We start from the raw sequence: 25,584 nt of genomic DNA on the forward strand, positions 1-25,584 counted from the left end.
ATGTACATTCCTGATATTTACAGAAACGACGATGCAGCAGAAATAAAAAAATTTCTATACGAAAACAGTTTTGGTATACTCATCAATCAGTCTAATAGTAAACTGTGTGCTACTCATATTCCATTAGAGCTTGAAACTAACAGTGAAAGAAAAGAAATTTTATGCGGTCATCTTTCAAAAGAAAATCCACAATGGAAAGGATTCTTAGAAAATGACGAAGTTTTAGCAGTATTTTCAGGACCTCACAGTTACATATCTTCTTCATGGTACGATCATGAAAATGTGCCAACTTGGAATTATATTGCAGTTCAAATACATGGGAAAATTAAAATAATTGATGATGAAGCTGCCATAGAATCCTTAAAAAGGTTAGTAGATAAATATGAGAAAGGTTCAGAAAATCCAATCCGAATTGAAGATTTATCAGTAAAAACAATGCGACAAGCAAAGGGAATTGTAGCTTTTGAAATTGAAATTACAGAAATTAATGCGACTAAGAAAATGTCTCAAAATAGAGACCAAAAAAATTATCAAAATATAATTGAGGCATTAGAGCAAGTAAATACCCCACAAGCCATTGCAACTGCAACTGAAATGAAAAAATGTCCTATTTAATTTATTTGGAAATTTACCGAATGTATTTAACATTTCGCAATTCTATTCATACCTTTGCTACCATATTTCCAGACTCCTTGTAACAGGTATTAATACTCATTAAACGCAAATGCTTATATTAATTTTTTACTTTTTTATTTTTATTATTGCCGTTCAAATACTCTATTATTTAGGTGTTTTTAGGCTATTCGCTTTTGCCAAAGATCAAAAAAGTACTCCAAAAAAAATTCCAGTATCTGTAATAGTTTGTGCTAAAAATGAAGAAGAAAACGTAGCACAATTTATACCATTATTAGCTGCACAAGAATATCCTGACTTTGAAATAGTTCTAATTGATGATGCATCAAGTGATAAAACACTAGATATTTTTGAAGAATTTGAAAAGCAATATTCAAACATTCGACTAGTAAAAGTAGAAAACAACGAAGCTTTTTGGGGAAATAAAAAATATGCTTTAACGTTAGGAATCAAAGCTGCAACAAAAGATTATTTATTATTTACAGATGCGGATTGTTATCCTACCTCAAAAAACTGGATTGCTACCATGACAGCACAATTTACTATGCAAAAAACGATTGTTTTGGGTTATGGTAAATACGAACGAATAACAAACTCATTTCTTAATAAAATAATTCGATACGAAACTCTTTTAACGGCCGTGCAGTATTTTTCATGGGCAAAGTTTGGCAAACCATACATGGGAGTTGGCCGAAATTTAGCTTATAAAAAAGATGAGTTTTTTAAAGTTAATGGATTTATTGAACACATGCGCATCCGCTCAGGAGACGATGATTTATTTGTCAATCAAGCCGCAACAGCAAAAAACACCACAATAGCATTCGAGTTGGATAGTTTTACACTTTCTAAACCAAAAACTTCATTTAAAGACTGGATTAAACAAAAAAGAAGACATGTTGCGACTGCTAACCACTATACCTTTTTTGATCAATTTCAACTGGGTGTTTTTTATGCTTCTCAATTATTATTTTTAGTATTACCTGCAATTTTACTTGCGTTTCAATTTGAATGGATTATTGTAACCTGCTTAATAGCCTTGCGCTATCTCGTGGCATGGATTATGATAGGTTCATCTGCAAGGAAACTTGAGGAACATGATTTAAAATTTTGGTTTCCAGTTGTTGAAATTGTCTTAATCTTAATCCAAATCAATATATTTATCATTAATCTATTCTCAAAACCAGCACAGTGGAAATAAACAATCAAATAGAAAAAGCAAAACAAGGTGATCAAGTGGCCTTTACTTTTCTATTGAATCACTACTGGAATGAGGTGTATGGTTTCATGCTAAAAAGAACCGAAAATGAAACTACAGCCGAGGACATTACCATCGAAACGTTTTCTAAAGCATTTGACAAATTAGCAACTTACAATCCTGAATTCCAATTCAATACTTGGCTAATAGCTATTGCAAAAAATGTCCATATTGATTTATTACGAAAGAAAAGACTAAGTCTTTTTGTTGAAATTACAGAAGACGAAAATCATCAAGCATACAATATTGCTGATACTACTCCTTCTGCTGAGGATGTGTTGATCACTGAACAAAACTTATCTAGATTATTACAATGCATTAAAGAATTAAAACCTCATTACCAAGAGGTGATTCAGTTGCGTTATTTTCAAGAAATGAGCTATCAAGAAATAGCTTTAAAAATGAACGAACCACTTAGTAATGTAAAAATTAAACTATTACGTGCCAAGAAGTTGCTAGCCGAAATAATTCAGAAAAAATAATTCCTTTATCTGTTTTGAATGGGCACAAAAAAAAGCCTGAAAAAACAGACTTTCTTTTACATTTATAAATTTCAGTTTAACGTACAATCCTTTCGGGAAAATCAGTAATGATTCCACTCACTTTTAAATCCTGTAGTACTTTGATATCAGCAGGCTCGTTTGCTGTCCAGGGAAGAATTTTGAAATTATTAGATTTCATTATAGCAACATTAGCCGTCGTCAAGGTTTTAAAGTACGGGTTTATTGCTTGCGCATTTAATTCTTTTCCTAACTGAATAACAGTTTCAATAGAATCTTTGTAAGTCAGTAATCCTATAGAAACATCCTTACTCAAAGTTCTCATTTTTCTTAATTCATTTACTTTAAAACTTGATACAAAAAAATCTTTATTGCTCCAGCCACGCTTTTTAAAGTTTTCCATAATGGCGTAGGTATCTGCCGCCGTATTATCTCCTTTGAGCTCAATATTTAAAACTGCTCGTTTGTTTATCGTAGTAATTACTTCATCAAGAGTTGGAATTTGATGTTTTCCTGCAACAAGTACTTTTCTTAATTCATCAAAGGTGTAACTCTCTATCTTTCCTTTCGCATTTGTCAATCGATCTAAATCATCATCATGAAAGACAACAATTTCACCTGTTTTTATTTTAAACACATCTATCTCAAGCATATCTGCCTTAAGATCAATTCCTTTGTTTATAGCGGCAATTGTATTTTCCGTTTCATGACCCATTGCGCCTCTGTGGCCACAAACAATAAATTTATTTGAACTACAACTAAAAAAAAATAGCGTTGTAGCTACTCCCATAATAACCCATTTTAATTTCATAAACATTTTTTATTTTTTGCTGAATATCGGCAACGCCTACCTTCTATGTTTTTCTGCCCCGTGTTAAACAAATTTCCACAGATTTCATCACATTTTAAAAAAAAAATCTGTGTGAATATTTTTAATCTGAGACTAATTCTTTCTAGCTTGGTATAAGTTACGGATAGTCCTATTATTTTTATAAAATTATGTTTTAGAACCTTATTTATCATTACCAAATCATTACGAATAAACTAAATTAAAGCTACTATTTGCGCCATAATGTTTCATAAAGTTTACCTAAAAATAGAAATAAGCACTAAAAAAGGGCGAAAATCAAAACTTTGGTTACAAAAAATTATTTTTCTAATAGTATTAATGTAACACCTTTTTTTCTATTTCTAGATTCCTTTGCCAGCATGAAACTAAACACTAAACTCATGAAAAATATTAAAATGTTCTTATTTACGATGGTGTGGATTATCGTAATAAGCGCTACAAGTCATGCACAAACCACACAAGCTTCTATTTCTGGAACCATTACAGGCACAAATAATGAGACTATAAAAGAAGCAAATGTTACCCTAAAAAATGAATCTACTGGATTTAAAACTACTACACTTACTAACTTTAAAGGGGTTTATACTTTTAAAGAATTGCCTCTAGGTGGCCCTTACACAATTACTGTAAAAACATCTGGATATGGAGAACAACAACGATCTGGATACACACTTAATCAAGGCGATTTGATTACGATTAACATTAAAATGCAAACCGATATGCAAACCCTAGAGGTGGTAGAAGTGGTAGGCCGAGGGTTAAAAAACAAAACAGGAAATCTAGGTGCGGCAACTGCAATTACAGCCAAACTCATTAATTCTTTACCCGTAAACGGAAGAAATTTTACCAACTTAATGGATTTGTCTCCATTAACACGTGGCGGAAACATCTCGGGACAATTAGCATCGTCTACTAATTACACATTAGATGGTATGAATGCAAAAAACCCAACTTCGGCAGGAGCTACCACCAGCAGAAGTGGCGCACCCTACTCCATCTCTATTGAGGCTGTAAGAGAATTTAAAGTAGTCACAAATCAATATGATGTAGGTTATGGTCGTAGTGGTGGTGGAACTGTAAGTGCTGGTACTAAGTCTGGAACAAATGATTTTTCTGGAAGTATGTTTGCTTACAATAGAGCAGACTGGCTTTCTAGTGCTTACGACATTAGAGGAAACAGACGTCAAAATGATTTTACAACTACACAATATGGTTTTACTTTGGGCGGACCCATTATCAAAGACAAACTACACTTTTTTATAGCATGGGATCATCAACAAGATTCAAGACCATTGGTCATTGCTGATGTTCAATCTCCAGAAGATGAGCTTAGGTTTAATGTAACCAAAGCAACGCTGGACAATTTTGTAACCATTGCCAGAAATAAATACGGCGTTTCAAGTTCACCTCAATATGGATCATTTGATAAAAAAAGAAATTCGGATGCAGCATTTGCTCGTCTTGACTGGCAATTAAACAGTAAAAACCTACTAACCATTCGAAATAACTTTACGTTTGATGACAATAAACTGGGATTACAAGACAATACAGCAATTAATTTATATGAGTCTTTTGGTGATGACTATAATATTGATAACAGTATTTTAGCTTCATTGAGAACAACTGTAAATCCTAAAATCACAAACGAATTAAAAGTACAACATCTTTACACTTTTCAAGACAGTAATCCTGGTGATCAATTGCCTTCTTATAACATTCCTAGAGCTATTGTAGAAAATGCAGCCTCCACAATTAATGGTGCTGTGAGAACTACCAATATTCAAATAGGAGGACACCGATTTGCACAAGAAAAATTCACCAATAATGTTTTTCAAATTGTAGATAATCTGTATTACAATACAGATAAAATAAAATATACTTTTGGATTTGACATCATGCAAACCAATTCAAAATCAGTTTATGGTAGTGAAGTAAACGGTCGTTTCCATTTTAATAGTGTTGCAAATTTTGATAATGGCACACCGTATCGTTACTTTAGAGAAGTACCATTAGTGGCTGATCCTACTGTTAATTCGAATATATTAAATGCTGGAATATATGGTCAATTACAAACTAAAATTGCACTTGGTGTTGACTTGACATTAGGACTACGTTTTGATTATGCGAAGTATCCAACTGCAACTTTCAACCAATTGGTTTTTGATGAATTAGGCATTAGAACAGATAACAAATTACAATCGGCTATTTTACAGCCAAGAGTGCAATTGACATGGGATGTAAATGAAAACCACAAAGATTACATACGTGCAGGAGCAGGGATTTTTGCATCAGATTTAAATAACTATGCCATCATTAACAATCTATATTTTGACGGAAAAAAAACTGCAACTGTAGATGTTAGAGCACCCAATGTACCTGTACCTAACTTCACTGGTTACCGAAACAACTTTTCTAGCATTCCTACGCTAGATGCTTTTCAATTACCAACTATAAATTATACTGGTACCGATGCTAAAGTACCTGTGGTTTATAAAGCTAATGTATCTTACACACATTTTTTTACAGATCATTTAAAAATAGGAATCGCTGGTTATGCAACTCTAGGACGAAATAATTATGTGTATGTAGATAGAAATATGGTTAGCAATCCGTTTTTTAATTTGGCAAACGAAGGAAATCGTGGCGTATTTGTTCCAGCAAGTTCAATACCTGCAAATGGAGCTGCAGACTGGATGCAAGGTAGAATAAGTAATAAATTAGGGAGAGTTTTAGAACTTAACAGTGAAGGAAAAGTAAATCAATTTGCGCTAGTTGTTGATGCTACTTACAAATATTTTAAGGATGGAGAAATTACGGCTAGTTACACCCTAAATGACACCAAAGACAACACTTCTTTCAACGGAAATGTGGCTAACACAGCTACACTTGTATTACCGGTAGAGGATGATCCAAGAAACTTAAACAAAATGACGTATTCTGATAATCATTTTCGACACAAGGTGGTGTTTTATGGGTCATTACCCACTTTTTACGGTTTTAGTGTAGGAGTTCGCTATTCTGGAATAGGAGGAACACGATATAGTTTATTATCTGGAGGAAATACAAATGGAGATTTTGTAACTGCTTCAAATGATTTAGCGTACATTTTTGACATCAACAGCCCAACCGTTCCACAAAATATCAAAACTGGTTTACAAACTATTTTAAATAATACTGCTGCAAGTTCAAGCTTAAAAAATTATATCAACACTTACTCTGGTAAAATTGCAGAGCGTAACGGTGGTATAAATGAGTTCTATGGTCTTGTAGATATTAGAATTAACAAAAAAATCAGTATTCCAAAAAAGCAATTTATTGAATTCACTGTAGATATTTTTAATGTTGCTAATTTACTAAACAAAGAATGGGGAGTTAATAAATCATTGAATAGCCAATCTCTCTATGCACTAGGAACACCCGCAGCAGGCGGTAATCCAGCAGTTCCAGGTTTTGATAGTACTAGACAACAGTTTAACTACCGTGTAAACAATGCTGGTTTACCTGCTTTATCTGGCAATCCATTTCAAATACAAATAGGTTTTAAATATGCATTCTAAATAATTCTATTTTACAAAAACACAAGCGCATCCTGATACAGTGATGCGCTTTTTTTTCGCGCAGTCTTCTAATAAAATTATTTTAGTTAAATACTAAAATATAATTCAATAAATTTTTTTAAAATTTAAAAATTAATCACAATAATAACACAATAGACACGTTATTAATAAAAAACACACTTGCTTATGATGTAAATGTACTTAACCATAAAAACCACAAATTATGTCTAAATTAAGCATTTACGAGACCGGCTGGATTGAACTTGTTTTTCAAAACAGAAATAAAGAGTATGGTGCGTACAAACTTCGTCAAGAGAGCACAAAAACGTCACTTACAGCACTTTTCATGGGAGTAACATTATTAGTGGGTGCCATTAGCATTCCTACACTAGTCACAATTTTTAATCCTGAGACAACCTTTACTCCTATTGAGCCCGATTTTACAGATAAAATTGTCCAAATAACCGATGTCTTTCCAAATAAAACACAACCTAAAAAAGCATTACCTCCCTTAAAAACAAAAAGTATTGCTAATCCAGTAAAAAGTAAAGCATTAATTAATCCTATTATTGTATCTACTGAAAACGCAGAGCAAAATATTGCAAAAAATACCGATCAACCAGTTGTAAATACAACGTCATCAGATGGTACGGGAACTGTAGCTGTTAATGCTAGTCCTAACACAACAGTCCAAAACGAAGTGGAGACACCTGAAACTGGAAACACTATCATTAACAGTGTAGCGCTAGATAAACTTCCAGAATTTCCAGGAGGTATCAATAAGTTTTACTCCTATGTGGGAAATAATTTTGAAAAACAAGAAACTGAACTCAATGGAACAGTAAAAATCTTTGTTTCTTTTGTAATAGAAAGAGATGGAAGCATGACTGACATACAAGTTAGAAGAGATCCTGGTCACGGACTAGGAAAAGAAGCGATTAGAGTTTTGAAATCTTTACGAACCAAGTGGACTCCAGGCATGATTAGCGGCAAAGCAGTACGCACCGCCTACACCTTACCCATTTCTGTTCAAATGAATTAAAATACTATCGCAATAAAAAAGGCAGAACTTGGAGTTCTGCCTTTTTTATCATGAAACTTACTTTTTCTTTTTAACAGGTGCTTTTTTTGCAGCAACTGGCTTTTGCTTCACATAAGGTTTATACAAACCATCTTTTTCAGCTCTTAATTTAGCGTTTTCAGCTCTTTCTTTTGGATCAGGATGAGAACTCATCATTTTCTCCAAGAAAGAAGATTCAGCTCCTTCACTCATTTTTGCTAGTATAGCAAACGCTGATGAAACTGCATTAACATTATAGCTATTGTTTTTCATGAAATTATATGAAAACTCATCAGCCTCAGACTCTTGTTTTCGGCTGTGTTTACTATCAATCATCTGACTACCCACTTTAGCCAATTGACTGTCTGTTATAGCTGCAACTTTATCAGATTGGGATGCTAATAAACCTAAAGCTGCTTCCTTTTTATAAGCAGCTTTAATTGCATCTCTTGAATCAGTATTAACCACGTGACCTATTTCATGCCCTATTACTGCTAGCAACTCATTGTCATCCATAATATCCATTAAACCAGAATAGACACGAACACTACCATCAGCAGTTGCAAACGCATTTACTTCGTTTAATTTATATACTTTATAATTAAGTGTAACTCCCTCTGTAGTCTTATGTTTTCCAAAAAGCTTATTTAAACGAAGCGTATATGGATCTTTAGCACCTGTAATAACATGTTCAGCATCCATTTTATCTACTGCTGCTTTTGATAATGCAGCTGCATCAGCATCACTAAATGTAAAGCCTGCTACCCCTTTTTGAACAGCTCCAAGAGCTTTTTCACCAAAACTTATTTGTGCGTTAGCGGTTGAAACCCCTAATAAAACGAACAAAGATCCTAAAATTATTGATTTATTTTTCATGATTTCTAATTTTAATCAAAGATACTAATTTATGTTAAAAAAAATAAAACACATCAACATAGTTTTTTTTTATACGTTGAGATGCTTTATAAACTCTTACAAAGACAATACCAAAGAATTATTTTATAATTTTAAACCCAAACAATATCCTCTAAAAAATATGTTAAGTAAAATTTTATGCTTTGTATAAGTCTAATTCACGATTTGGTTTTACACTTTTATAATTCAACTTTAGTTATCTTTGCATTCAGAAAATTGAGATATGGAAAACGTTGTAGAAAACAATTTACTAGAAAAAACCCAAACCAAGGCAGAACAAGTCACTGGAAAACCAAAATGGTTGAAAGTGAAGTTACCCATTGGACAAAAATATACAGAACTTAGAGGATTAGTTGACAAATACAGTTTAAACACTATTTGTACATCTGGAAGCTGTCCTAATATGGGAGAATGCTGGGGCGAAGGAACTGCTACCTTTATGATTTTGGGAAATATTTGTACGCGCTCTTGCGGTTTTTGTGGTGTAAAAACCGGTAGACCAGAAACGGTAGATTGGGAAGAACCAGAAAAAGTAGCGAGATCTATAAAGATCATGAATATCAAACACGCAGTAATCACAAGTGTTGATCGTGATGATTTGAAAGATGGTGGCTCAATCATTTGGATTGAAACAGTAAAAGCTATTCGAAGAATGAATCCAAATACGACACTTGAGACATTAATTCCTGATTTTCAAGGAAACGAAACGCATCTAGACAGAATAGTTGCTGCAAATCCTGAGGTAGTTTCGCACAATGTAGAAACAGTGAGACGATTAACTAGAGAAGTCCGCATACAAGCTAAATACGATCGTACACTTGAGGTATTGCGTTACTTAAAAGAAAAAGGCATCAATAGAACTAAATCTGGTATCATGTTAGGTTTAGGTGAACTTGAAGAAGAAGTTTATCAAACCTTAAGAGACCTGAGAGATGCAAATGTAGATGTAGTTACTATAGGACAATACCTTCAACCAAGTAAAAAACACTTACCTGTTAAAGAATTCATAACTCCTGATCAGTTTGCAAAGTATGAGGAATATGGTTTATCATTAGGTTTTCGTCATGTAGAAAGCGGACCTCTTGTTCGCTCTTCTTATAAAGCTCAGAAACACATTCTTTAAAATTGTAACAAGGTATTGGTACAACAAAATTTCATTTTAAAACTGAAATTTGAAACTTTAAACAAAAAAATATTGAAAACTAGAATTGCGATAAACGGTTTTGGAAGAATTGGAAGGAATCTTTTCCGATTACTTTTAAACCACCCAACAATTGAAGTTGTTGCCATAAATGACATTGCCGACAAAAAAACAATGGCACATTTAGTAAAATATGATAGCATACACGGTGTGTTACCGCATGACGTGAGCTATGATGAAACAGGAATACTAGTTGGCGAATCTCATTTTCTTTTTTTTCACGAAAAAAATTTAAAAAACCTAGACTGGAAAAGTTGCTCCATTGATTATGTTATTGAATCAACAGGAAAATACAAGACTTTTGAGGAATTACATACACATATTCAGGCTGGTGCCAAAAAAGTAATTTTATCTGCACCTTCAGAGACTGATGCAATAAAAACCGTTGTCCTAGGCGTTAATGAAGAAATTCTTGACGGTACAGAAATAATAATTTCAAATGCAAGTTGTACTACAAATAATGCTGCCCCAATGATCAAAGTAATCAATGACCTTTGCGGCATTGAACAAGCGTACATTACCACTATTCACTCTTACACAACAGATCAAAGTTTACACGATCAACCACATAAGGACTTAAGACGAGCTCGCGGCGCAAGTCAATCTATAGTTCCTACAACAACGGGAGCAGCAAAAGCGTTAACAAAAATATTCCCAGAATTTGAAGGTAAAATAGGCGGATGTGGCATAAGAGTTCCTGTTCCTGATGGATCTTTAACTGATATTACCTTTAATGTGAAAAAAGCAGTCAGTATCAATCAAATAAACGAAGCCTTTAAACACGCTTCTAAAAACACTTTAAAAGGAATATTAGATTATACGGAGGACCCAATTGTATCTGTAGATGTAATAGGGAATAAAAATTCTTGTATATTTGATGCACAACTTACTTCTGTAATTGATAAAATGGTAAAAGTAGTAGGTTGGTATGATAATGAAATAGGATATTCATCAAGACTTATTGATTTGATTCTTCTAACATCTAAATAGTAATTTTTCAAAAAAACATGCTTAATGAAATGTTTTTTCTTTTCTGTATTATTTTTTGCTGGTATACTCGTGTCCCATGCACGAGTGAAGGAAGATAACTTATCCTACCATTACAAGCTCAGTTCTAAAAATATCAAGGACGATAATTATAGAAATGTGTTGTTTTTTACACAAAAAGCAATACAATTTGCAACAAAAAGCAACAAAAACATGGAGCACGCGCTTCATGAATTTACTTTAAGTAAAATTTTTTATGATTTAAAAAAAAATGACTATCGGCTACTTCGTTTTTTAATAAATACAACACATTACATTATTACGATTTCGAATCAAATGGGAGCTGAAAGTTACTCCCCTTTTCGTCTTTCCTATAGGCCTAAAGAAAACTGTAATGAAGCCTCACTTTACTCTAACAAAACCGAAAATTTACACAAAGATTTAAAAACCACAAGTAAACCTCTTGAAGCAAAATTCCAAAAAGGCCTTACCAAGCAGTTCAATAAAAAAACGCAAAAGACTATTAATGCTTTTAAATCAATAATTTCCAAGTCAATAACTTCCTTTTTGTGGAACTTAAGACCAACAGCTTTGTATCAGACAGGACCTATTGACCCAAAATACAATAGCAATAATCTAGCAATAGCGCATCTAAAAAATGCACTTATTAGTACTGAAAAAAGCAACAATATTGAGCTAAATAGATCCATATTACCGTCGCTAAGTAAGTTTTATGAGAAAAAATTAGATAAAAACTCAGTATATCAATATGTAAAACAACATTTAGCGTTAAAAGAAGACTTAAATTTTCTTAATAATAAAAGACTTGAAGCTGATGATTACACAAAATTTAAAGAAGCAAAACGACTCAAAGAACTGAATCAATATAAAATTCAAAAAGAAGAGGAACTACAATCAAAAAAAATATCAAAAATTATAAGCATACTTGCTATCGCTCTGATTACAATATTATCCTTACTAAGTCTTTCACTTTACAAGAATAACAAAATTAGAACCAAATCAAACCAACTCTTAAGGGACAAAAACAAAGAGTTAGAGATTGCTAAAAACAAATTTGAAAAAGCATCTCAAGCTAGATCTGAGTTTCTATCTACCGTAAGCCATGAACTTAGAACGCCACTTAATGCAATTAATGGCATTACCCATTTACTGCTTGAAGAAGACCCTAAAAAAAATCAAATTGATTACCTTTCCTCTCTAAAATTTTCTGGGGATTACCTGACTAAGTTTATCAATGAAATTTTAGAAATAAATAAAATAGAATCTAATAAAACCGAAATAGAACAAATCCCGTTCAACTTAAAACAACTCTTAATCAACATTCAACATTCACTCAAAGAGTTAGCTATTGTAAACCAAAATGATTTTAAATTAGATATTGATCATACTATTCCTGATTACCTTATAGGAGACCCCACAAAACTCTCTCAAATTATTTTAAACCTCATCAATAACGCCCTCAAATTCACAAAAAATGGAACTGTAATTATAGTAGCGCAACTTCAAAATCTAGAGGATAAATATGCTACATTACATTTTGAAATTAGTGACACCGGAATTGGAATAGCTACTGAAAAATTAGAAAGTGTTTTCGATAGTTTCTCTCAAGGATCAATAGAAGTCAATAGAAAATACGGAGGCACTGGACTTGGATTAACAATTGTAAAAAAAACTAATAACTGTTTTAGGAGGTCAAATACATCTTAAAAGCACTATTGATAAAGGCTCTACCTTTTCATTTCAATTAAAATTTGCAATAGGTAAGAAACCTATAGCAATAATCCCTTTAAATAAAGTTAATTACGAAACTAAACTGATTAACAAAAAAATATTGTTGGTTGAAGATAATAAAATCAACCAAATGATCACCACAAAAATGCTTTTTCACAAAAAAGTGATTTGCGAAGTGATTGATAATGGTGAAGAAGCTATTGAACTTTTAAAAATATCAAAATTTGATTTGATATTAATGGATGTTCACTTACCCGGAATAAATGGAACTATAGCTACTGAGACAATCAGAAAATTCGACAATCAGACACCAATAATAGCACTTACAGCAATATCTCTTGACGAAAATCGAGAAATGTTATTGTCTTTTGGTATGAACGATGTAATTACAAAACCGTTCATACCCGAAGCTTTTTACAACACAATTGCCGAACATTTGTAGAAATTAATATTGCAATATTAGTTCCTTTATTAAATTACGCACCTGAGGTTCTGCTTGTTTTGCAGCTTCTAGTACTTCATCATGTGAAATTGTCCCTATACTTTCAGCATCTCCCATATCTGTAATTACGGATATACCAAAGGTTTCTAAATCCATGTGTCTAGCCACAATAACCTCTGGAACAGTAGACATACCTACACAATCTGCTCCTAAAATTTTAACCATTTTGTATTCCGCTAGAGTTTCAAATGTAGGTCCTTGCAAACCAAGGTAAATCCCTTCATGCGTTACAACATTTAGATCGTTAGCAATTTGAGTTGCTTTTGCAATCATTTTTCGAGAATAAGGCTCACTCATGTTTACAAAACGAGGTCCAAAACGTTCATCATTTTTCCCTCGCAAAGGATGTTCTGGAGTCATATTAATGTGATCTGTAATCATCACAATAGATCCTACTTTGTAATTTGGATTCACTCCTCCTGATGCATTAGATACAATAAGCTTATCCACACCTAAGAACTTCATTACTCTCACCGGGAAAGTAACTTCGGTCATAGAATAGCCTTCGTAAAAATGAAAACGGCCTTGCATGGCTACCACTTTTTTACTTCCAATAGTCCCAAAAACAAGAGCTCCTTTATGACCTTGAACGGTTGAAACTGGGAAATTTGGAATATCATGATAAGGCAAGGTAAAATGAACCTGCATATCACTAGTAAAACTTCCTAAGCCTGAACCTAAAATAACTCCATACTCTGGAGTGAAATTAATTTTTTCTTGAATGAAACTAACTGTTTCTTGTACTTGTTCCCACATAATCTAAAATTGTTTTATTAAATTTCTCACCACCTGTTATAAACGAACTCTGTATAGCTAAGTAAAAAAGCTGTTCGCTTGGAAAAAATCCTTTTAAACGCACATAATCCTTTTCGGTAGTGATGATTTTATTATTTTGAGCTATTTTTTTAATTTCTAACACTTCATCATCAGTAAAGTCGTGATGATCCGGATAAGAAAGACAAATATCTCCCTCCTCTTGTACGGAGTTAAAAAATGATTCTGGCTTTGCTATACCAGCTATCAAAACTTTTTTCACACCTTTTAACGCATCTCTATCAATCTTACAATTATCACCCAAAAAATAAGAATCATAATTAATAAAGGTGAAAAATAATTCTTGATGATCATTAACTTTAAGTTTAGTTCGCAATCTACTTTGTTCCTCTAAACTCAAATTTTCAGGACATTTTGTAACAATAACGATGGATGCTCTTTTCGCACCAGCTTTTAGTTCTCGTAAACTTCCAGTGGGCAACATAAAATCATCTGTATATAAATCTCCGTAGGCTGTTAGTAAAATATAAAAACCCGCCTTTACTTTCCGGTGTTGGTAAGCATCATCTAACAAAATAACACCCGGCTTTTGAGATGCATGCATTAACTGCTCTATTCCGTTTCTTCTATCGGCATCTACAGCCACTTGAATTGTTGGGAATTTGCTGAAAAATTGAAACGGTTCATCACCCAAAATTTTTGCATTGGTTCCGGCTTGCGCCAAAATGTATCCTGAGGACTGTCTTTTATATCCTCTACTCAATGTAGCTACCTTATAATTCTTATTTAGTAAACGAATTAAATATTCTATTTGGGGTGATTTCCCAGTGCCCCCAGCACTTAAATTACCAACGGCAATAACAGGCACATCAAAAAAAGCAGCCTTAAGGACTCCAATATCATATAAAAAATTACGAATGCTAGTGACCACGCCATACAGAATGGCAAACGGAAACAGTATTTTTCTCAGTAATTTCATTTTACGAAAGTAGAATAAATTATCTTTGAATTAAAAATCTAGTACAGATTTCAGCAATTATAAAATTTAAAAAAAACGAAATCTACTTCTATCCGTATCAAGAACATGAAAATCAAAGAAATAATTTACGTACTCGAAGAAATGGCTCCCACTGCCTATGCCGAAGATTTTGATAATGTAGGATTACTTGTAGGCAATCAAGAGGTCGAAGCTAGCGGAATTTTAGTTTGTCATGATGCTCTGGAGACTATTATAGATGAAGCTATCGCAAAAAAATGCAATCTTGTAGTTTGCTTTCATCCCATTTTATTTTCTGGATTAAAAAAGATAACCGGAAAAAATTATGTTGAGCGTGCTGTTATCAAAGCTATAAAAAATGATATCGCTATATATGCCGTTCATACTGCTCTAGACAACCATCAAGAAGGTGTCAATAAAATTTTTAGTGATACTCTAGGGCTAATCAATACAAAAATCCTGATTCCTAAAGAGCAATTTATTCGAAAACTAGTGACTTACGCCCCGCTTGACAATGCCGAAACCGTTCGAAACGCTTTATTTGCAGCTGGCGCTGGCAACATTGGTAATTATGACAAATGTAGTTTTAGCTCTACAGGAACAGGAACTTTCAGAGGCAATCAAAACAGCAATCCAGTAGTAGGAGAACGTCATGAACTTGTTCAAAGTACCGAAGTCAAAATAGAGGTGACTTATGAGAAACATTTGGAACGCAAAATTCTAACTGCTCTTTTTAATAGCCATATTTACGAAGAAGTTGCACATGAAATCTATAATTTAAACAATAAGCATCAAAACATTGGTTTAGGTATGATTGGTGAACTTCCTAATCCCTTGCCAGAAAAAGAATTTTTAGAATTCGTAAAAGACAAAATGCAGTGTGGTGGCATCAGACATTCTAGCTTCACAGGTAATAAAATAAAAAAAGTTGCCCTACTTGGTGGTGCTGGGAGTTTTGCCATTTCAAATGCAATTCAAGCCGAAGCAGATGCCTATTTAACAGCTGATTTGAAATACCATCAGTTTTACGAAGCAGAAAATAAGCTACTTTTAGCGGATATTGGACATTTTGAAAGCGAACGCTATACAAAAAATTATATTGTAGAGTATCTTCGAAAAAAAATCCTTAATTTTGCAGTTATTTTATCAGAAGAAAATTCAAATCCAGTTAAGTACTTATAGAATATGGCGAATACAAAAGAATTAAGTGTTGAGGACAAGTTAAGAGCAATTTACGATTTACAACTTATTGACTCTAGAATTGACGAAATCAGAAACGTAAGAGGTGAATTGCCTTTAGAGGTAGAAGATCTTGAAGATGAAGTGGCTGGTTTAAGCACACGTTCAGAAAAATTAAAAGGAGAACTTGAAGTTATTGAAGACCTTATCAAAGCTAAAAAAATAGCTATTGATGAACACAAAGAGTCGATCAAAAAATATACAAAACAACAGGAAACGGTTCGTAATAATAGAGAATTTAACTCTTTGACAAAGGAAGTAGAATTTCAAGAACTTGAAATTCAATTAGCTGAAAAACAAATCAAAGAAATGAAAGCTTCAATTGAGCACAAAAAAGAAGTTATTTCAGGCTCAAAAGAAAGATTAGAATCTAAATCGAATCATTTAAAACATAAAAAATCAGAATTAGATGCAATTTTAGCTGAAACAGCAAAAGAAGAAGCATTCTTGTCTGAAAAATCTATCGAATTCCAAAACTTAATAGAGGAGCGTTTGTTAAATGCTTACAAAAGAATAAGAGGAAGTGTTCGTAATGGATTAGCTGTAGTTTCAATAGAAAGAGGTGCATCAGCAGGTTCATTTTTTACTATTCCACCACAAACACAAGTTGAAATTGCTTCTAGAAAAAAAATCATTACTGATGAGCACTCTGGAAGAATACTAGTAGATAGTGTTCTTGCAGAAGAAGAAAAAGAGAAAATGGAACAATTGTTCTCAAAAATATAATACCTTTAAAGTCCCGATAACATCGGGACTTTTTTATGATGCGTAAATTATTTTATTTCATATTCACTAAGTCAATAGGATTATACATTAATATCCTTAGCTACCTGTGGCCATCAAAAGCAACTCGTCTTGCCTATTCCCTTTTTAGTTCACCACGTGAAGGAAAATTAAATAAAACTGCATTACCTGCTGTTTTGCAAAACGCAACTTCGGAAACATTTACTTTCCAAAATGAAACCGTACATACCTACACCTGGAAAGGCAATGAAACTGTGCTTCTACTTGTTCATGGATGGGAAAGTAACGCCTCACGCTGGGAGAAACTGTTACCATATTTAAAAAAGTCTGGTAGTACCATAATAGCATTAGATGGACCCGCACATGGACTCTCTAGCGGCACTGAGTTCAACATACCACAATATGCAGCTTTCATAGATTTTATTGCAACAAAGTTCAAACCACAATACTTAATAGGACACTCAATAGGTGGCAAAGCCTGCTTATACTATCAGTCAGTTTACCAAAACAAGATGCTCCAAAAAATGGTGGTTTTAGGTTCACCTAGCGATTTTAATATCATACTTCACAATTATATTAATTTGCTAAGCCTCAATTCTAAAATTTTAAAATCATTACAAACTCATTACCTCAATACGTTTCAAATCCATTTAGAACAATTTTCAGCTAAAATATTTGCATCCAAAATAACGCTTACGGGACTAATAGCGCATGATCAAGATGACAAGGTTGTACTTTTTGAAGAAGGAAAAAAAATTGCTTCTACCTGGAAAAATGCTACTTTCATAGCCACCAAAGGACTTGGACACAGCATGCATGATGATGCATTATACAAAAAAGTGAGTCAGTTTCTTTTTCATTAAATAGATATTCATTGGACATAACTACAAGAATAAAATTTTCCGCTATACTCCAGTAAAAGCGATCTTAAAAAGTAATCTTTTTCGAAAAAAACATAAACAAAAAAGATTTTCACTACTAACCTTCTAACAAAACGAACTAAATTGAATACTAGAACTCTTTGAGAACAATCGAAAATCATTAGCATTTTCAAGATTTAGATTTTTTTACATTTCAAATTCATTACTTTTGCAAGATGGAAGATCAATTAAAACGCCTCAATAAATTCATTGGCGAAACAGGTTTTTGCAGCCGCCGCGAAGCTGATAAAATCATCGAAGAAGGACGAGTAACAATCAATGGTGTTGTACCCGAATTAGGGACCAAAGTAGCACCTCATGACGAAGTACGCATTGACGGCAAATTAATTCGTGAAAAAACAGAAAAATCAGTATATCTTGCCTTTTACAAACCAGTAGGCATAGAGTGTACCACAAACCTTGATGTACACAACAATATTGTAGATTATATTAATTATCCAAAGCGAATATTCCCAATTGGGCGTTTAGACAAAGCCAGTGAAGGTTTGATTTTCATGACAAATGATGGCGACATTGTCAATAAAATATTGCGTGCGCGCAACAATCACGAAAAAGAATATACCGTTACCGTAAACAAACCCATCACCGATCGTTTTATAGAAAGAATGGGAAATGGTGTTCCTATTTTAGATACCGTAACGAGAAAATGTAAAGTAGAGCAAATTAGTAAATTCACTTTCAAAATCATCTTAACACAAGGTTTGAACCGTCAAATCCGTCGAATGACTGAATATCTCGGCTATGACGTAACTGCCTTAAAACGCATTCGGATTATCAATATTTCGCTAGATGTTCCTGTGGGGCGCTACCGTGATTTGACTGATGCCGAAATAAAAGAACTCAATGCTCTTATTGAGCCATCTAGCAAAACAGAAGAAGCTAGTTTACCAAAAGTAGAAACACCAAGAAAAAGAACTGAGTTTATAAAACGAGATGATCCTAGGTTTAAGAAACGCGGGGATTATTAAAAATATTAATATCCCATCAGTTGAAGCTGATGGGATTTTTAATATTGGTAGTAAAAATAGAACGATTTAGAAAAAATAAATAACAATATTACTCTTTTTTGCTTCGAATTAATTTTGAAGTAATTAGTCCCAAAACATAAAAAATTGTTGTAGCAAAAAAAGAAAAAATAAATCCTGAGATAAATGAAAAATTTCTTCCAGTATCATTTATTAGAACTTTCATAGCTTCTTTTTGACTATTTGTTATTTCAATTCCATTAAAGAACCCATCCTTATTAAGATCGTAACGATGTAAATCCCATTGACAATAAATGGTGTCATACGTAGCTTTGCCAACAATCAATAGGTATAAAACCAAAAATAGTATTAGGCTATTCCAAAACAATCTATTCTTTTTTAAAATTTTATAATAAAAAACTATCATTGATAACCCAACTAAGCAAAGAATTGCTGGTGCGGCTAAATGAAATGGTATTACAATACCATTCATTGATTTTTTAATTTATTCGTTTTTAGAATCCAAAAATTCGTAATAAAGTGATTTCGACAAAAAGCTTTCTTCAGGTAAATTCTCTTTCCCTTGCATGTATTCTGCATGAACCTTAAAATAATCATAATATGCTTTATGATTAAAATTTAGATTTCTAAGAAAATTTTCCTCCACGCCTTTGTTCACAGCAATATTATAATTGGTGATCAGATTACCCCAGTTAACAAAGCTGCATAGTAAAATTGTTCCGAAGAAACCCCACATCATTTGATTGAAAAGAAAAGCATTTGTTTTTTGCTTTGTAATTTTCAGGTACGAAATAATCAATCCTATTATTGCTAAAATTAAGAAAGCGTACACACCTAATCTCTTGTAGGTCAATCCATAAAATGAAATATACTCAGTGTTTTTGATTATGGTAGAAAGTATTAAAATTCCATTTAAAACAATCCAAATCTTGGCTAATTTTTTAAGATATATCGCTTTTTCATCAAAATTAAAGCCACCTTTGAAGTAAAACAAGATTACACCAACTGCCATGATAATTGATAAAATTACAGCATTTACTCGTTCATGTGTATCCGAACTTAAATTTGATTTTTTAACCACTTCAAAAAACTGCTCATAGTTATAAGTTACAATGAAAACCAATAGCAATGCATTCAAAAGAAAGAACGTAATCTCTCCACTTCTTCTCTCGAAATCAATATCCAAAAACGAAAATGAGTTTTTATTTTGAATCTTGTCGACTTCATCAAAATCATTATCTAATAAACTATTCTTTTCGTAGCAAATCTCTGGTATCCAATAATTCCAGAAAGTGAATGAAATAAAAAATCCTAAAGCAGAAATTACAATTGCTTGCCAAACATCGATGTCTAAATAATAACCGGTAAACAGAGACAAAAAATGATCACTTGCAAATGAGTATACTACTAAAAACAATCCAAGAAATAGAAGTGGAATAACAAAGTAAGCTATCAGTTTTTTTATAAAACCATTATTGATTCTGCGCTTAGGAAGGTATTGACTAAACATGAATATAAGGCCTAAAGAGGTAATTCCATTGAACAAAACCAAAGGAAAAGCTTGTAACAATTTCAGTTTAGGTTCATGAGTTTTGAATTGTAAAAAGATAATTGATAAAGACATGGCACAAAACGACGGAAAATCGCCATACCAAGCAAACGCAAAACAAGACAAAACCGATGCAACCACTAACAGCAAATGCATCCTACTGGTAAACTTCTCTTGGAAAAAATAGCATATTAATCCGATTTGTACAATCCCAAAAATAGCCCAATTAAGCCCCAAATCTTCCTTGTAAAAAAGCAATGTAAAAACCAAACTGCTGGCTAAAATAAAATGTAGTTTTTTCATAATTATAAATTTAAAAGTACTTTGTATTTCAAAGTAAAAAGTTAAAAAAAAGGTTTATTTAGATTTGAATAATTTTTCAAGACTATTTAAATGCGAAACAAAAGCAGCTCTGCCCATATTGGTCACTCGGTACGAAGTTTTTGGTTTTTTACCCACAAATTCTTTTTTGATTTCGATATAGCCTGATTTCTCTAAAGAAGAAGAGTGGCTTGCCAGGTTCCCATCAGTAGTATTTAACAATGCCTTCATCTCTGTAAAATCGATCCAGTCGTTTACCATCAATACAGACATTAAACCTAATCGGATTCGACTTTCGAAATCTTTATTTAATTTATCGATAATACCCATGATTATCTGTATTTTTTAAACATGATCGTTCCGTAAACTATGTGTAGAATTCCAAAACCAAGGGCCCAAAAAATCAATCCATATCTTAGAAAAAATAAAGATACACTCCCAAGAAATAATTGAAAATATCCTAAATATTGAATATCTGAATACGTATACTTACCCGCATTTACCAATGCTAATCCGTAAAAAAGTAAAGTAGCTGGCGCTAAAAAAGCGAAAAGACCATGATATATTAAAGCTAGACAAAAGACGCCTCCGATTGCTAAAGGAATTGCTAATTGCAAAAGCATCACTTTTGTGGTAGAAGTCCAGATTGGCAAATTATTTTTTTTATTCTTTTTAAAAGTGAATAGAAATCCAGAAAGAAGAGCAAGAACTAAAATTACAATCCCCGCTGCAATTAGTTTGTAAATCAAATCAACACTGTACACCTTTTCCAGTCCATCAAAATAAGACATCCCATTTGACTCAAACAAAAAAGCAGCATAACCCGCACCAAGTAGCGCAAAGACTCCTGCAAAAACACCTGACAATCCGCTAAGGGAAATAAACCTTGAAGAACGTTCCATCATGGAACGAATGTGAACTAAATCTTCTTGAATATTTTGACTCATAATAAAAGCACTTTGAATTACAAAGTTAAAAATAAAAACGAAAAATTATACATTTTATAAAAATAATTTCGAACTTACTTTTTTAAGCCTTGAAAATGGAAACAAATATCTTATTTAACAAGTACAAACACAGAGCGAATCATTACCAGGCTTAAGATTTACAGCTCCGTTTTTAGCTTTTCATAAGACAAAAAAAAGCCCCAAAAATAAATTTGAGGCTTTCTATGTAAAAATTTTTATTTGTTTCTCTTCATTTCCCTTGCCAAGAGTGTGTTTTTTAATAACATGGCAATGGTCATTGGTCCTACTCCACCAGGAACTGGGGTAATAAAAGATGCTTTTTTGCTTACTTGATCAAAATCTACATCACCGGTGATTACGTATCCTTTCTCGTGGTTTTCGTCAGGAACGCGAGTAATACCCACATCAATAACAACTGCTCCATCCTTCACCATATCCGCTTTTAAATAATTGGGAACACCCAAAGCTGTGATTATAATATCAGCCTGAATGGTAATTTCTTCTATATTTTTGGTGTAACTATGCGTAAGTGTCACTGTTGAGTTCCCTGGAAAACCTTTGCGTCCCATCAAAATACTCATTGGTCTACCCACAATATGGCTGCGGCCAATAACAACAGTATGCTTTCCTTTTGTTTCTACTCCATAGCGATCTAGCAATTCTAGAATACCAAATGGAGTGGCAGGAATAAAAGTAGTCATATCCAATGCCATTTTCCCAAAGTTCTCCGGATGAAAACCATCTACATCTTTACTTGGATCTACTGCCATCAAGACCTTTTGCTCGTCAATTTGTTTGGGAAGTGGCAATTGCACAATAAAACCGTCAATTTGCTCGTCTTCATTTAATTCTTTGATCTTTTTAAGCAATTCAATTTCTGTAGTGGTGTTGGGCATTTTAATCAAAGTAGACTCAAATCCTACTCTTTCGCAGGCTTTTACCTTACTTCCTACATAGGTTAAGCTTGCGCCATCATTCCCTACGATTAGTGCTGCCAAATGAGGAACTTTCTCACCATTGGCTTTCATTTTTTGTACTTCAACAGCAATTTCGCTTTTGATGTCTTCTGCTGTTTTTTTTCCGTCTAGTAGTTGCATTGTTGTTTTGTTTAATATAGTAAAGACAAAAGTCTTAAAATCATAACGACTTTAAGACTCTCTTTTTAAATTCTTTATTTCATTCCTGGCATTCCCGGCATTCCGCCTTTCATTCCGCCCATCATTTTCATTAGGTTTTTTCCGCCCGGACCTTGCATCATTTTCATCATTTTGCTCATTTGGTCAAACTGTTTCATCAGCTGATTTACTTGCTCGATTTTGGTTCCTGAACCTTTTGCAATTCTTGCTTTTCGTTTTACATCAATCACAGCTGGTTTACTTCTTTCGATTGGAGTCATCGAGTAAATAATAGCTTCAATGTGTTTGAAAGCGTCATCTTCAATTTCAACATCTTTCATCGCTTTTGAAGCACCTGGTATCATTCCTACCAAGTCTTTCATGTTACCCATTTTCTTTACTTGCTGAATTTGAGAAAGGAAATCATCAAAACCAAATTCATTTTTAGCAATTTTCTTTTGGATTTTTCTTGCTTCTTCTTCATCAAATTGCTCCTGAGCTCTCTCCACAAGGGAAACAACGTCACCCATTCCTAAGATTCGCTCGGCCATACGTACAGGATAGAAAACATCAATAGCTTCCATTTTCTCTCCAGTACCTACAAACTTAATAGGCTTATTTACAACTGTTTTAATAGACAAAGCAGCTCCACCACGAGTATCACCATCTAATTTTGTTAAGATGACACCATCAAAATTCAATCTGTCGTTGAAGGCTTTTGCTGTATTTACCGCATCTTGACCTGTCATAGCATCTACTACAAACAAGGTTTCTTGTGGTTGAATCGCTTTATGCACGCGTTCAATCTCGTTCATCATTTCTTCATCCACAGCCAAACGACCAGCGGTATCCACAATGACAACATTAAACCCATTTGCTTTAGCATGTTTGATTGCGTTTTGAGCAATTTCAACTGGATTTTTATTTTCTGGTTCTGAATATACCTCAACACCAATAGAATCTCCAACTACATATAATTGCTGAATCGCTGCCGGACGGTAAATATCACAGGCAACTAATAATGGTTTTTTGTTTTTCTTAGTTAAAAGATAATTGGCTAATTTTCCAGAGAAAGTAGTTTTTCCAGAACCTTGTAATCCAGACATTAAAATAACAGATGGATTACCCGATAAATTAATTCCGGCTACATCGCCACCCATTAATTCAGTCAATTCATCTTTAACCAATTTCACCAATAATTGCCCAGGTTGAAGCGTTGTTAATACATCCTGACCTATTGCTTTTTCTTTTACTTTGGTAGTAAAATCTTTGGCAATTTTAAAGTTAACATCGGCGTCAAGTAAAGCACGTCGAACTTCTTTTAAAGTATCTGCTACGTTTACTTCGGTTATTTTTCCGTGACCTTTTAATATATGGAAGGCTTTATCTAGTTTTTCGCTTAAATTATCGAACATAATTCTTTTTCTCTTTAATTAAGGTGTAAAATTAATGATTTGGTATTGAAGTTGAAAAGGTATTAGTAATAAAAAAAGGAATGTTTTTAAAATTATCTGAATAAAACAAAAAGAGGCTAAAATAATCAGCCTCTTTTTCCCAAAAACAAAAAACTAACTAATTCTAGTACTTTTCTTTTCTTATTTTAGAATAGCATATTTCTCTTTTATCGCTAAACTGATTTACTGAAATAAAATTTTACCTGTTTTAATCTCTTTATTTCCTGATAGAATTTTATAGAAATACAGTCCTTTTTTATAATTTGAAGGTATATTCCATTTTACTACTTGACTTGGAATAACTGTTCCTTTAAAAATAGTTTTAGAGTTACTTACTTAAAAAACACTTATATTTATAGTAAATACAAGGATATGGAAAGTATATTTCAGGGGGAGAATATTTTAGAGTTCATAAAGACATTCCCAGACGACCAAAGTTGCCGTGAATTTATAGCCAATGAGAAGTGGAAAGACGGCTATAGATGTAAACGTTGCGAGAATACGAAGTATGTTTATTTTGAAAAACACAATAAAAGAGAGTGTACCAAATGTAGATATAAAGAGAGTGCAACGGCAGGAACTCTTTTTCATAGAGTTAAATTTGGAATTCAAAAAGCATTTTGTATTGCCTTTGAAATGACTTGTACAACCAAATCAATATCCTCAACTCAAGCGGCAAAACGCTATGGAATAACTCAAAAGACTTCTTGGTTGTTTATGCAAAAAGTAAGACTTGCGATGAAGTCCTCAAAACAGTATCCAATGACAGGAAATGTACAAGTTGATGAATTTGTAGTTGGCGGAAAAGAAACAGGAAAACAAGGTAGAAGTTACGATAGCAAAAAGGCAAAAGTTGCTTGTGCTGTTGAGCTGACAGATGAAGGAAAGATAAAAAGAGGTTATGCAAATGTTATTGATGATTATTCTGCAAAGTCAATAAAACCATTATTTGACGAGCATATAAGTAAAGATGCGAATATTAAAACAGACCAATGGACAGCTTACAAAATAATAGCAAAGAGCTATAACATCGTCCAAGAAAAAAGCGTTCCTGGGAAAAACTTCAAAGAAATGCACACTATTATTCATCAGGTAAAAACTGCAATAAGAACGATTCAATCACACGTCAAAAAGGAACATCTCCAAAAATATTTAGATGAATATTTTTATCGACTGAACAGGTCAATTTACAAAGATTCTATTTTTGATAATATATTCAAACGATTAGTCTCACATCCGCATCAGGGTTGGAAGCAAATCGTAGTCATTAAGTAAGTAACTCGA

The 25,584-nt window shown here is 33.1% G+C and carries 24 protein-coding genes; 14 read left to right on the top strand and 10 right to left on the bottom strand.

Going from position 1 to position 25,584, the window contains the following annotated elements; translation table 11 throughout:
- The 3 genes from FJV36_RS00115 to FJV36_RS00125 all read left to right on the top strand — a co-directional run bounded on the left by FJV36_RS00115 (nt 1) and on the right by FJV36_RS00125 (nt 2,370).
- The gene (locus tag FJV36_RS00115; protein ID WP_158727677.1) at nt 1-615 is read left to right on the top strand and encodes an FMN-binding negative transcriptional regulator; all 615 of its coding nucleotides are present in this window, start codon (nt 1-3) and stop codon (nt 613-615) included.
- A 109-nt stretch (nt 616-724) separates the two neighbouring features.
- Entirely contained in the window at nt 725-1,831 is a 1,107-nt protein-coding gene (locus FJV36_RS00120) for a glycosyltransferase (protein ID WP_158727676.1), read from the top strand.
- Nucleotides 1,822-2,370: an RNA polymerase sigma factor gene (locus FJV36_RS00125; RefSeq protein ID WP_158727675.1), complete on the top strand. Its 549-nt coding sequence runs from the start codon at nt 1,822-1,824 to the stop codon at nt 2,368-2,370. The genes FJV36_RS00120 and FJV36_RS00125 overlap by 10 nt, the downstream gene beginning before the upstream one ends.
- Before the next feature lie 76 nt (nt 2,371-2,446).
- On the opposite strand, the gene FJV36_RS00130 is transcribed toward FJV36_RS00125, so the two are convergent.
- Nucleotides 2,447-3,199: a glycerophosphodiester phosphodiesterase family protein gene (locus tag FJV36_RS00130; protein WP_233264508.1), complete on the bottom strand. Its 753-nt coding sequence runs from the start codon at nt 3,197-3,199 to the stop codon at nt 2,447-2,449.
- A gap of 419 nt (nt 3,200-3,618) precedes the next feature.
- On the opposite strand from FJV36_RS00130, the gene FJV36_RS00135 reads away from it, so the two are divergent.
- Together FJV36_RS00135 and FJV36_RS00140 are read left to right on the top strand one after the other, a co-directional pair.
- Nucleotides 3,619-6,795 carry a TonB-dependent receptor gene (locus FJV36_RS00135; protein ID WP_158980743.1) on the top strand — a complete coding sequence of 1,059 codons (3,177 nt, stop codon included), beginning with the start codon at nt 3,619-3,621 and terminating at the stop codon, nt 6,793-6,795.
- Between the two features lie 223 nt (nt 6,796-7,018).
- Nucleotides 7,019-7,837, top strand: a complete 819-nt coding sequence (locus tag FJV36_RS00140; protein WP_158727672.1) for an energy transducer TonB — start codon at nt 7,019-7,021, stop codon at nt 7,835-7,837.
- Nucleotides 7,838-7,894: 57 nt separating this feature from the next.
- On the opposite strand, the gene FJV36_RS00145 is transcribed toward FJV36_RS00140, so the two are convergent.
- Entirely contained in the window at nt 7,895-8,731 is an 837-nt protein-coding gene (locus FJV36_RS00145; protein ID WP_158727671.1) for a M48 family metalloprotease, read from the bottom strand.
- A 262-nt stretch (nt 8,732-8,993) separates the two neighbouring features.
- Between FJV36_RS00145 and lipA the strand changes: the two genes are divergently transcribed.
- The 4 genes from lipA (at nt 8,994) to FJV36_RS16395 (ending at nt 13,152) form a co-directional block, all read left to right on the top strand.
- Entirely contained in the window at nt 8,994-9,893 is a 900-nt protein-coding gene (gene lipA, locus FJV36_RS00150) for a lipoyl synthase (protein WP_158727670.1), read from the top strand.
- A 72-nt stretch (nt 9,894-9,965) separates the two neighbouring features.
- Nucleotides 9,966-10,961, top strand: coding sequence for a type I glyceraldehyde-3-phosphate dehydrogenase (gap, locus tag FJV36_RS00155; protein ID WP_158727669.1), 996 nt, complete (start codon nt 9,966-9,968; stop codon nt 10,959-10,961).
- Between the two features lie 24 nt (nt 10,962-10,985).
- Nucleotides 10,986-12,686, top strand: coding sequence for a HAMP domain-containing sensor histidine kinase (locus FJV36_RS00160; RefSeq protein ID WP_233264507.1), 1,701 nt, complete (start codon nt 10,986-10,988; stop codon nt 12,684-12,686).
- A 154-nt stretch (nt 12,687-12,840) separates the two neighbouring features.
- The gene (locus FJV36_RS16395) at nt 12,841-13,152 is read left to right on the top strand and encodes a response regulator (RefSeq protein WP_233264506.1); all 312 of its coding nucleotides are present in this window, start codon (nt 12,841-12,843) and stop codon (nt 13,150-13,152) included.
- Nucleotides 13,153-13,155: 3 nt separating this feature from the next.
- Here FJV36_RS16395 and FJV36_RS00165 read toward each other — a convergent pair whose 3' ends face one another.
- The gene (locus tag FJV36_RS00165) at nt 13,156-13,968 is read right to left on the bottom strand and encodes a purine-nucleoside phosphorylase (protein WP_158727668.1); all 813 of its coding nucleotides are present in this window, start codon (nt 13,966-13,968) and stop codon (nt 13,156-13,158) included.
- Nucleotides 13,940-14,965 carry a tetraacyldisaccharide 4'-kinase gene (lpxK, locus tag FJV36_RS00170; protein ID WP_158727667.1) on the bottom strand — a complete coding sequence of 342 codons (1,026 nt, stop codon included), beginning with the start codon at nt 14,963-14,965 and terminating at the stop codon, nt 13,940-13,942. Before lpxK ends, FJV36_RS00165 begins: the two co-directional genes overlap by 29 nt.
- 105 nt (nt 14,966-15,070) lie before the next feature.
- Between lpxK and FJV36_RS00175 the strand changes: the two genes are divergently transcribed.
- The 4 genes from FJV36_RS00175 (at nt 15,071) to rluF (ending at nt 18,875) form a co-directional block, all read left to right on the top strand.
- Nucleotides 15,071-16,165 carry a Nif3-like dinuclear metal center hexameric protein gene (locus FJV36_RS00175; RefSeq protein WP_158727666.1) on the top strand — a complete coding sequence of 365 codons (1,095 nt, stop codon included), beginning with the start codon at nt 15,071-15,073 and terminating at the stop codon, nt 16,163-16,165.
- A 3-nt stretch (nt 16,166-16,168) separates the two neighbouring features.
- Nucleotides 16,169-16,948, top strand: a complete 780-nt coding sequence (locus FJV36_RS00180; protein WP_158727665.1) for a zinc ribbon domain-containing protein — start codon at nt 16,169-16,171, stop codon at nt 16,946-16,948.
- Between the two features lie 35 nt (nt 16,949-16,983).
- A complete protein-coding gene (locus FJV36_RS00185) occupies nt 16,984-17,829 on the top strand; it encodes an alpha/beta fold hydrolase (RefSeq protein WP_347753149.1) in 846 nt (281 codons plus the stop codon).
- Nucleotides 17,830-18,062: 233 nt separating this feature from the next.
- Nucleotides 18,063-18,875 carry a 23S rRNA pseudouridine(2604) synthase RluF gene (gene rluF / locus FJV36_RS00190; protein WP_086453424.1) on the top strand — a complete coding sequence of 271 codons (813 nt, stop codon included), beginning with the start codon at nt 18,063-18,065 and terminating at the stop codon, nt 18,873-18,875.
- An 88-nt stretch (nt 18,876-18,963) separates the two neighbouring features.
- Here the strand turns inward: rluF and FJV36_RS00195 are convergent, their stop codons facing one another.
- The 6 genes from FJV36_RS00195 to ffh all read right to left on the bottom strand — a co-directional run bounded on the left by FJV36_RS00195 (nt 18,964) and on the right by ffh (nt 24,261).
- Nucleotides 18,964-19,365, bottom strand: coding sequence for a hypothetical protein (locus FJV36_RS00195; protein ID WP_158727664.1), 402 nt, complete (start codon nt 19,363-19,365; stop codon nt 18,964-18,966).
- Between the two features lie 12 nt (nt 19,366-19,377).
- Nucleotides 19,378-20,745, bottom strand: a complete 1,368-nt coding sequence (locus FJV36_RS00200; RefSeq protein WP_158727663.1) for a DUF4153 domain-containing protein — start codon at nt 20,743-20,745, stop codon at nt 19,378-19,380.
- 54 nt (nt 20,746-20,799) lie between these two features.
- The gene (locus FJV36_RS00205) at nt 20,800-21,093 is read right to left on the bottom strand and encodes a transcriptional regulator (protein ID WP_086453423.1); all 294 of its coding nucleotides are present in this window, start codon (nt 21,091-21,093) and stop codon (nt 20,800-20,802) included.
- 2 nt (nt 21,094-21,095) lie between these two features.
- Complete coding sequence (locus FJV36_RS00210) at nt 21,096-21,710, bottom strand: hypothetical protein (RefSeq protein WP_158727662.1); 615 nt, start codon at nt 21,708-21,710, stop codon at nt 21,096-21,098.
- Nucleotides 21,711-21,946: 236 nt separating this feature from the next.
- The gene (locus tag FJV36_RS00215; protein WP_144893186.1) at nt 21,947-22,828 is read right to left on the bottom strand and encodes a bifunctional 5,10-methylenetetrahydrofolate dehydrogenase/5,10-methenyltetrahydrofolate cyclohydrolase; all 882 of its coding nucleotides are present in this window, start codon (nt 22,826-22,828) and stop codon (nt 21,947-21,949) included.
- A gap of 74 nt (nt 22,829-22,902) precedes the next feature.
- Nucleotides 22,903-24,261 (bottom strand): signal recognition particle protein, encoded by a 1,359-nt coding sequence (ffh, locus tag FJV36_RS00220; protein WP_158727661.1) that lies wholly within the window; start codon nt 24,259-24,261, stop codon nt 22,903-22,905.
- 411 nt (nt 24,262-24,672) lie between these two features.
- On the opposite strand from ffh, the gene FJV36_RS00225 reads away from it, so the two are divergent.
- Nucleotides 24,673-25,575, top strand: coding sequence for an IS1595 family transposase (locus FJV36_RS00225; protein WP_158728025.1), 903 nt, complete (start codon nt 24,673-24,675; stop codon nt 25,573-25,575).
- Nucleotides 25,576-25,584: the final 9 nt, after the last annotated feature.

The organism is Flavobacterium sp. I-STPP5a (genome assembly GCF_009764685.1).
Taxonomy (GTDB): Bacteria; Bacteroidota; Bacteroidia; order Flavobacteriales; family Flavobacteriaceae; genus Flavobacterium.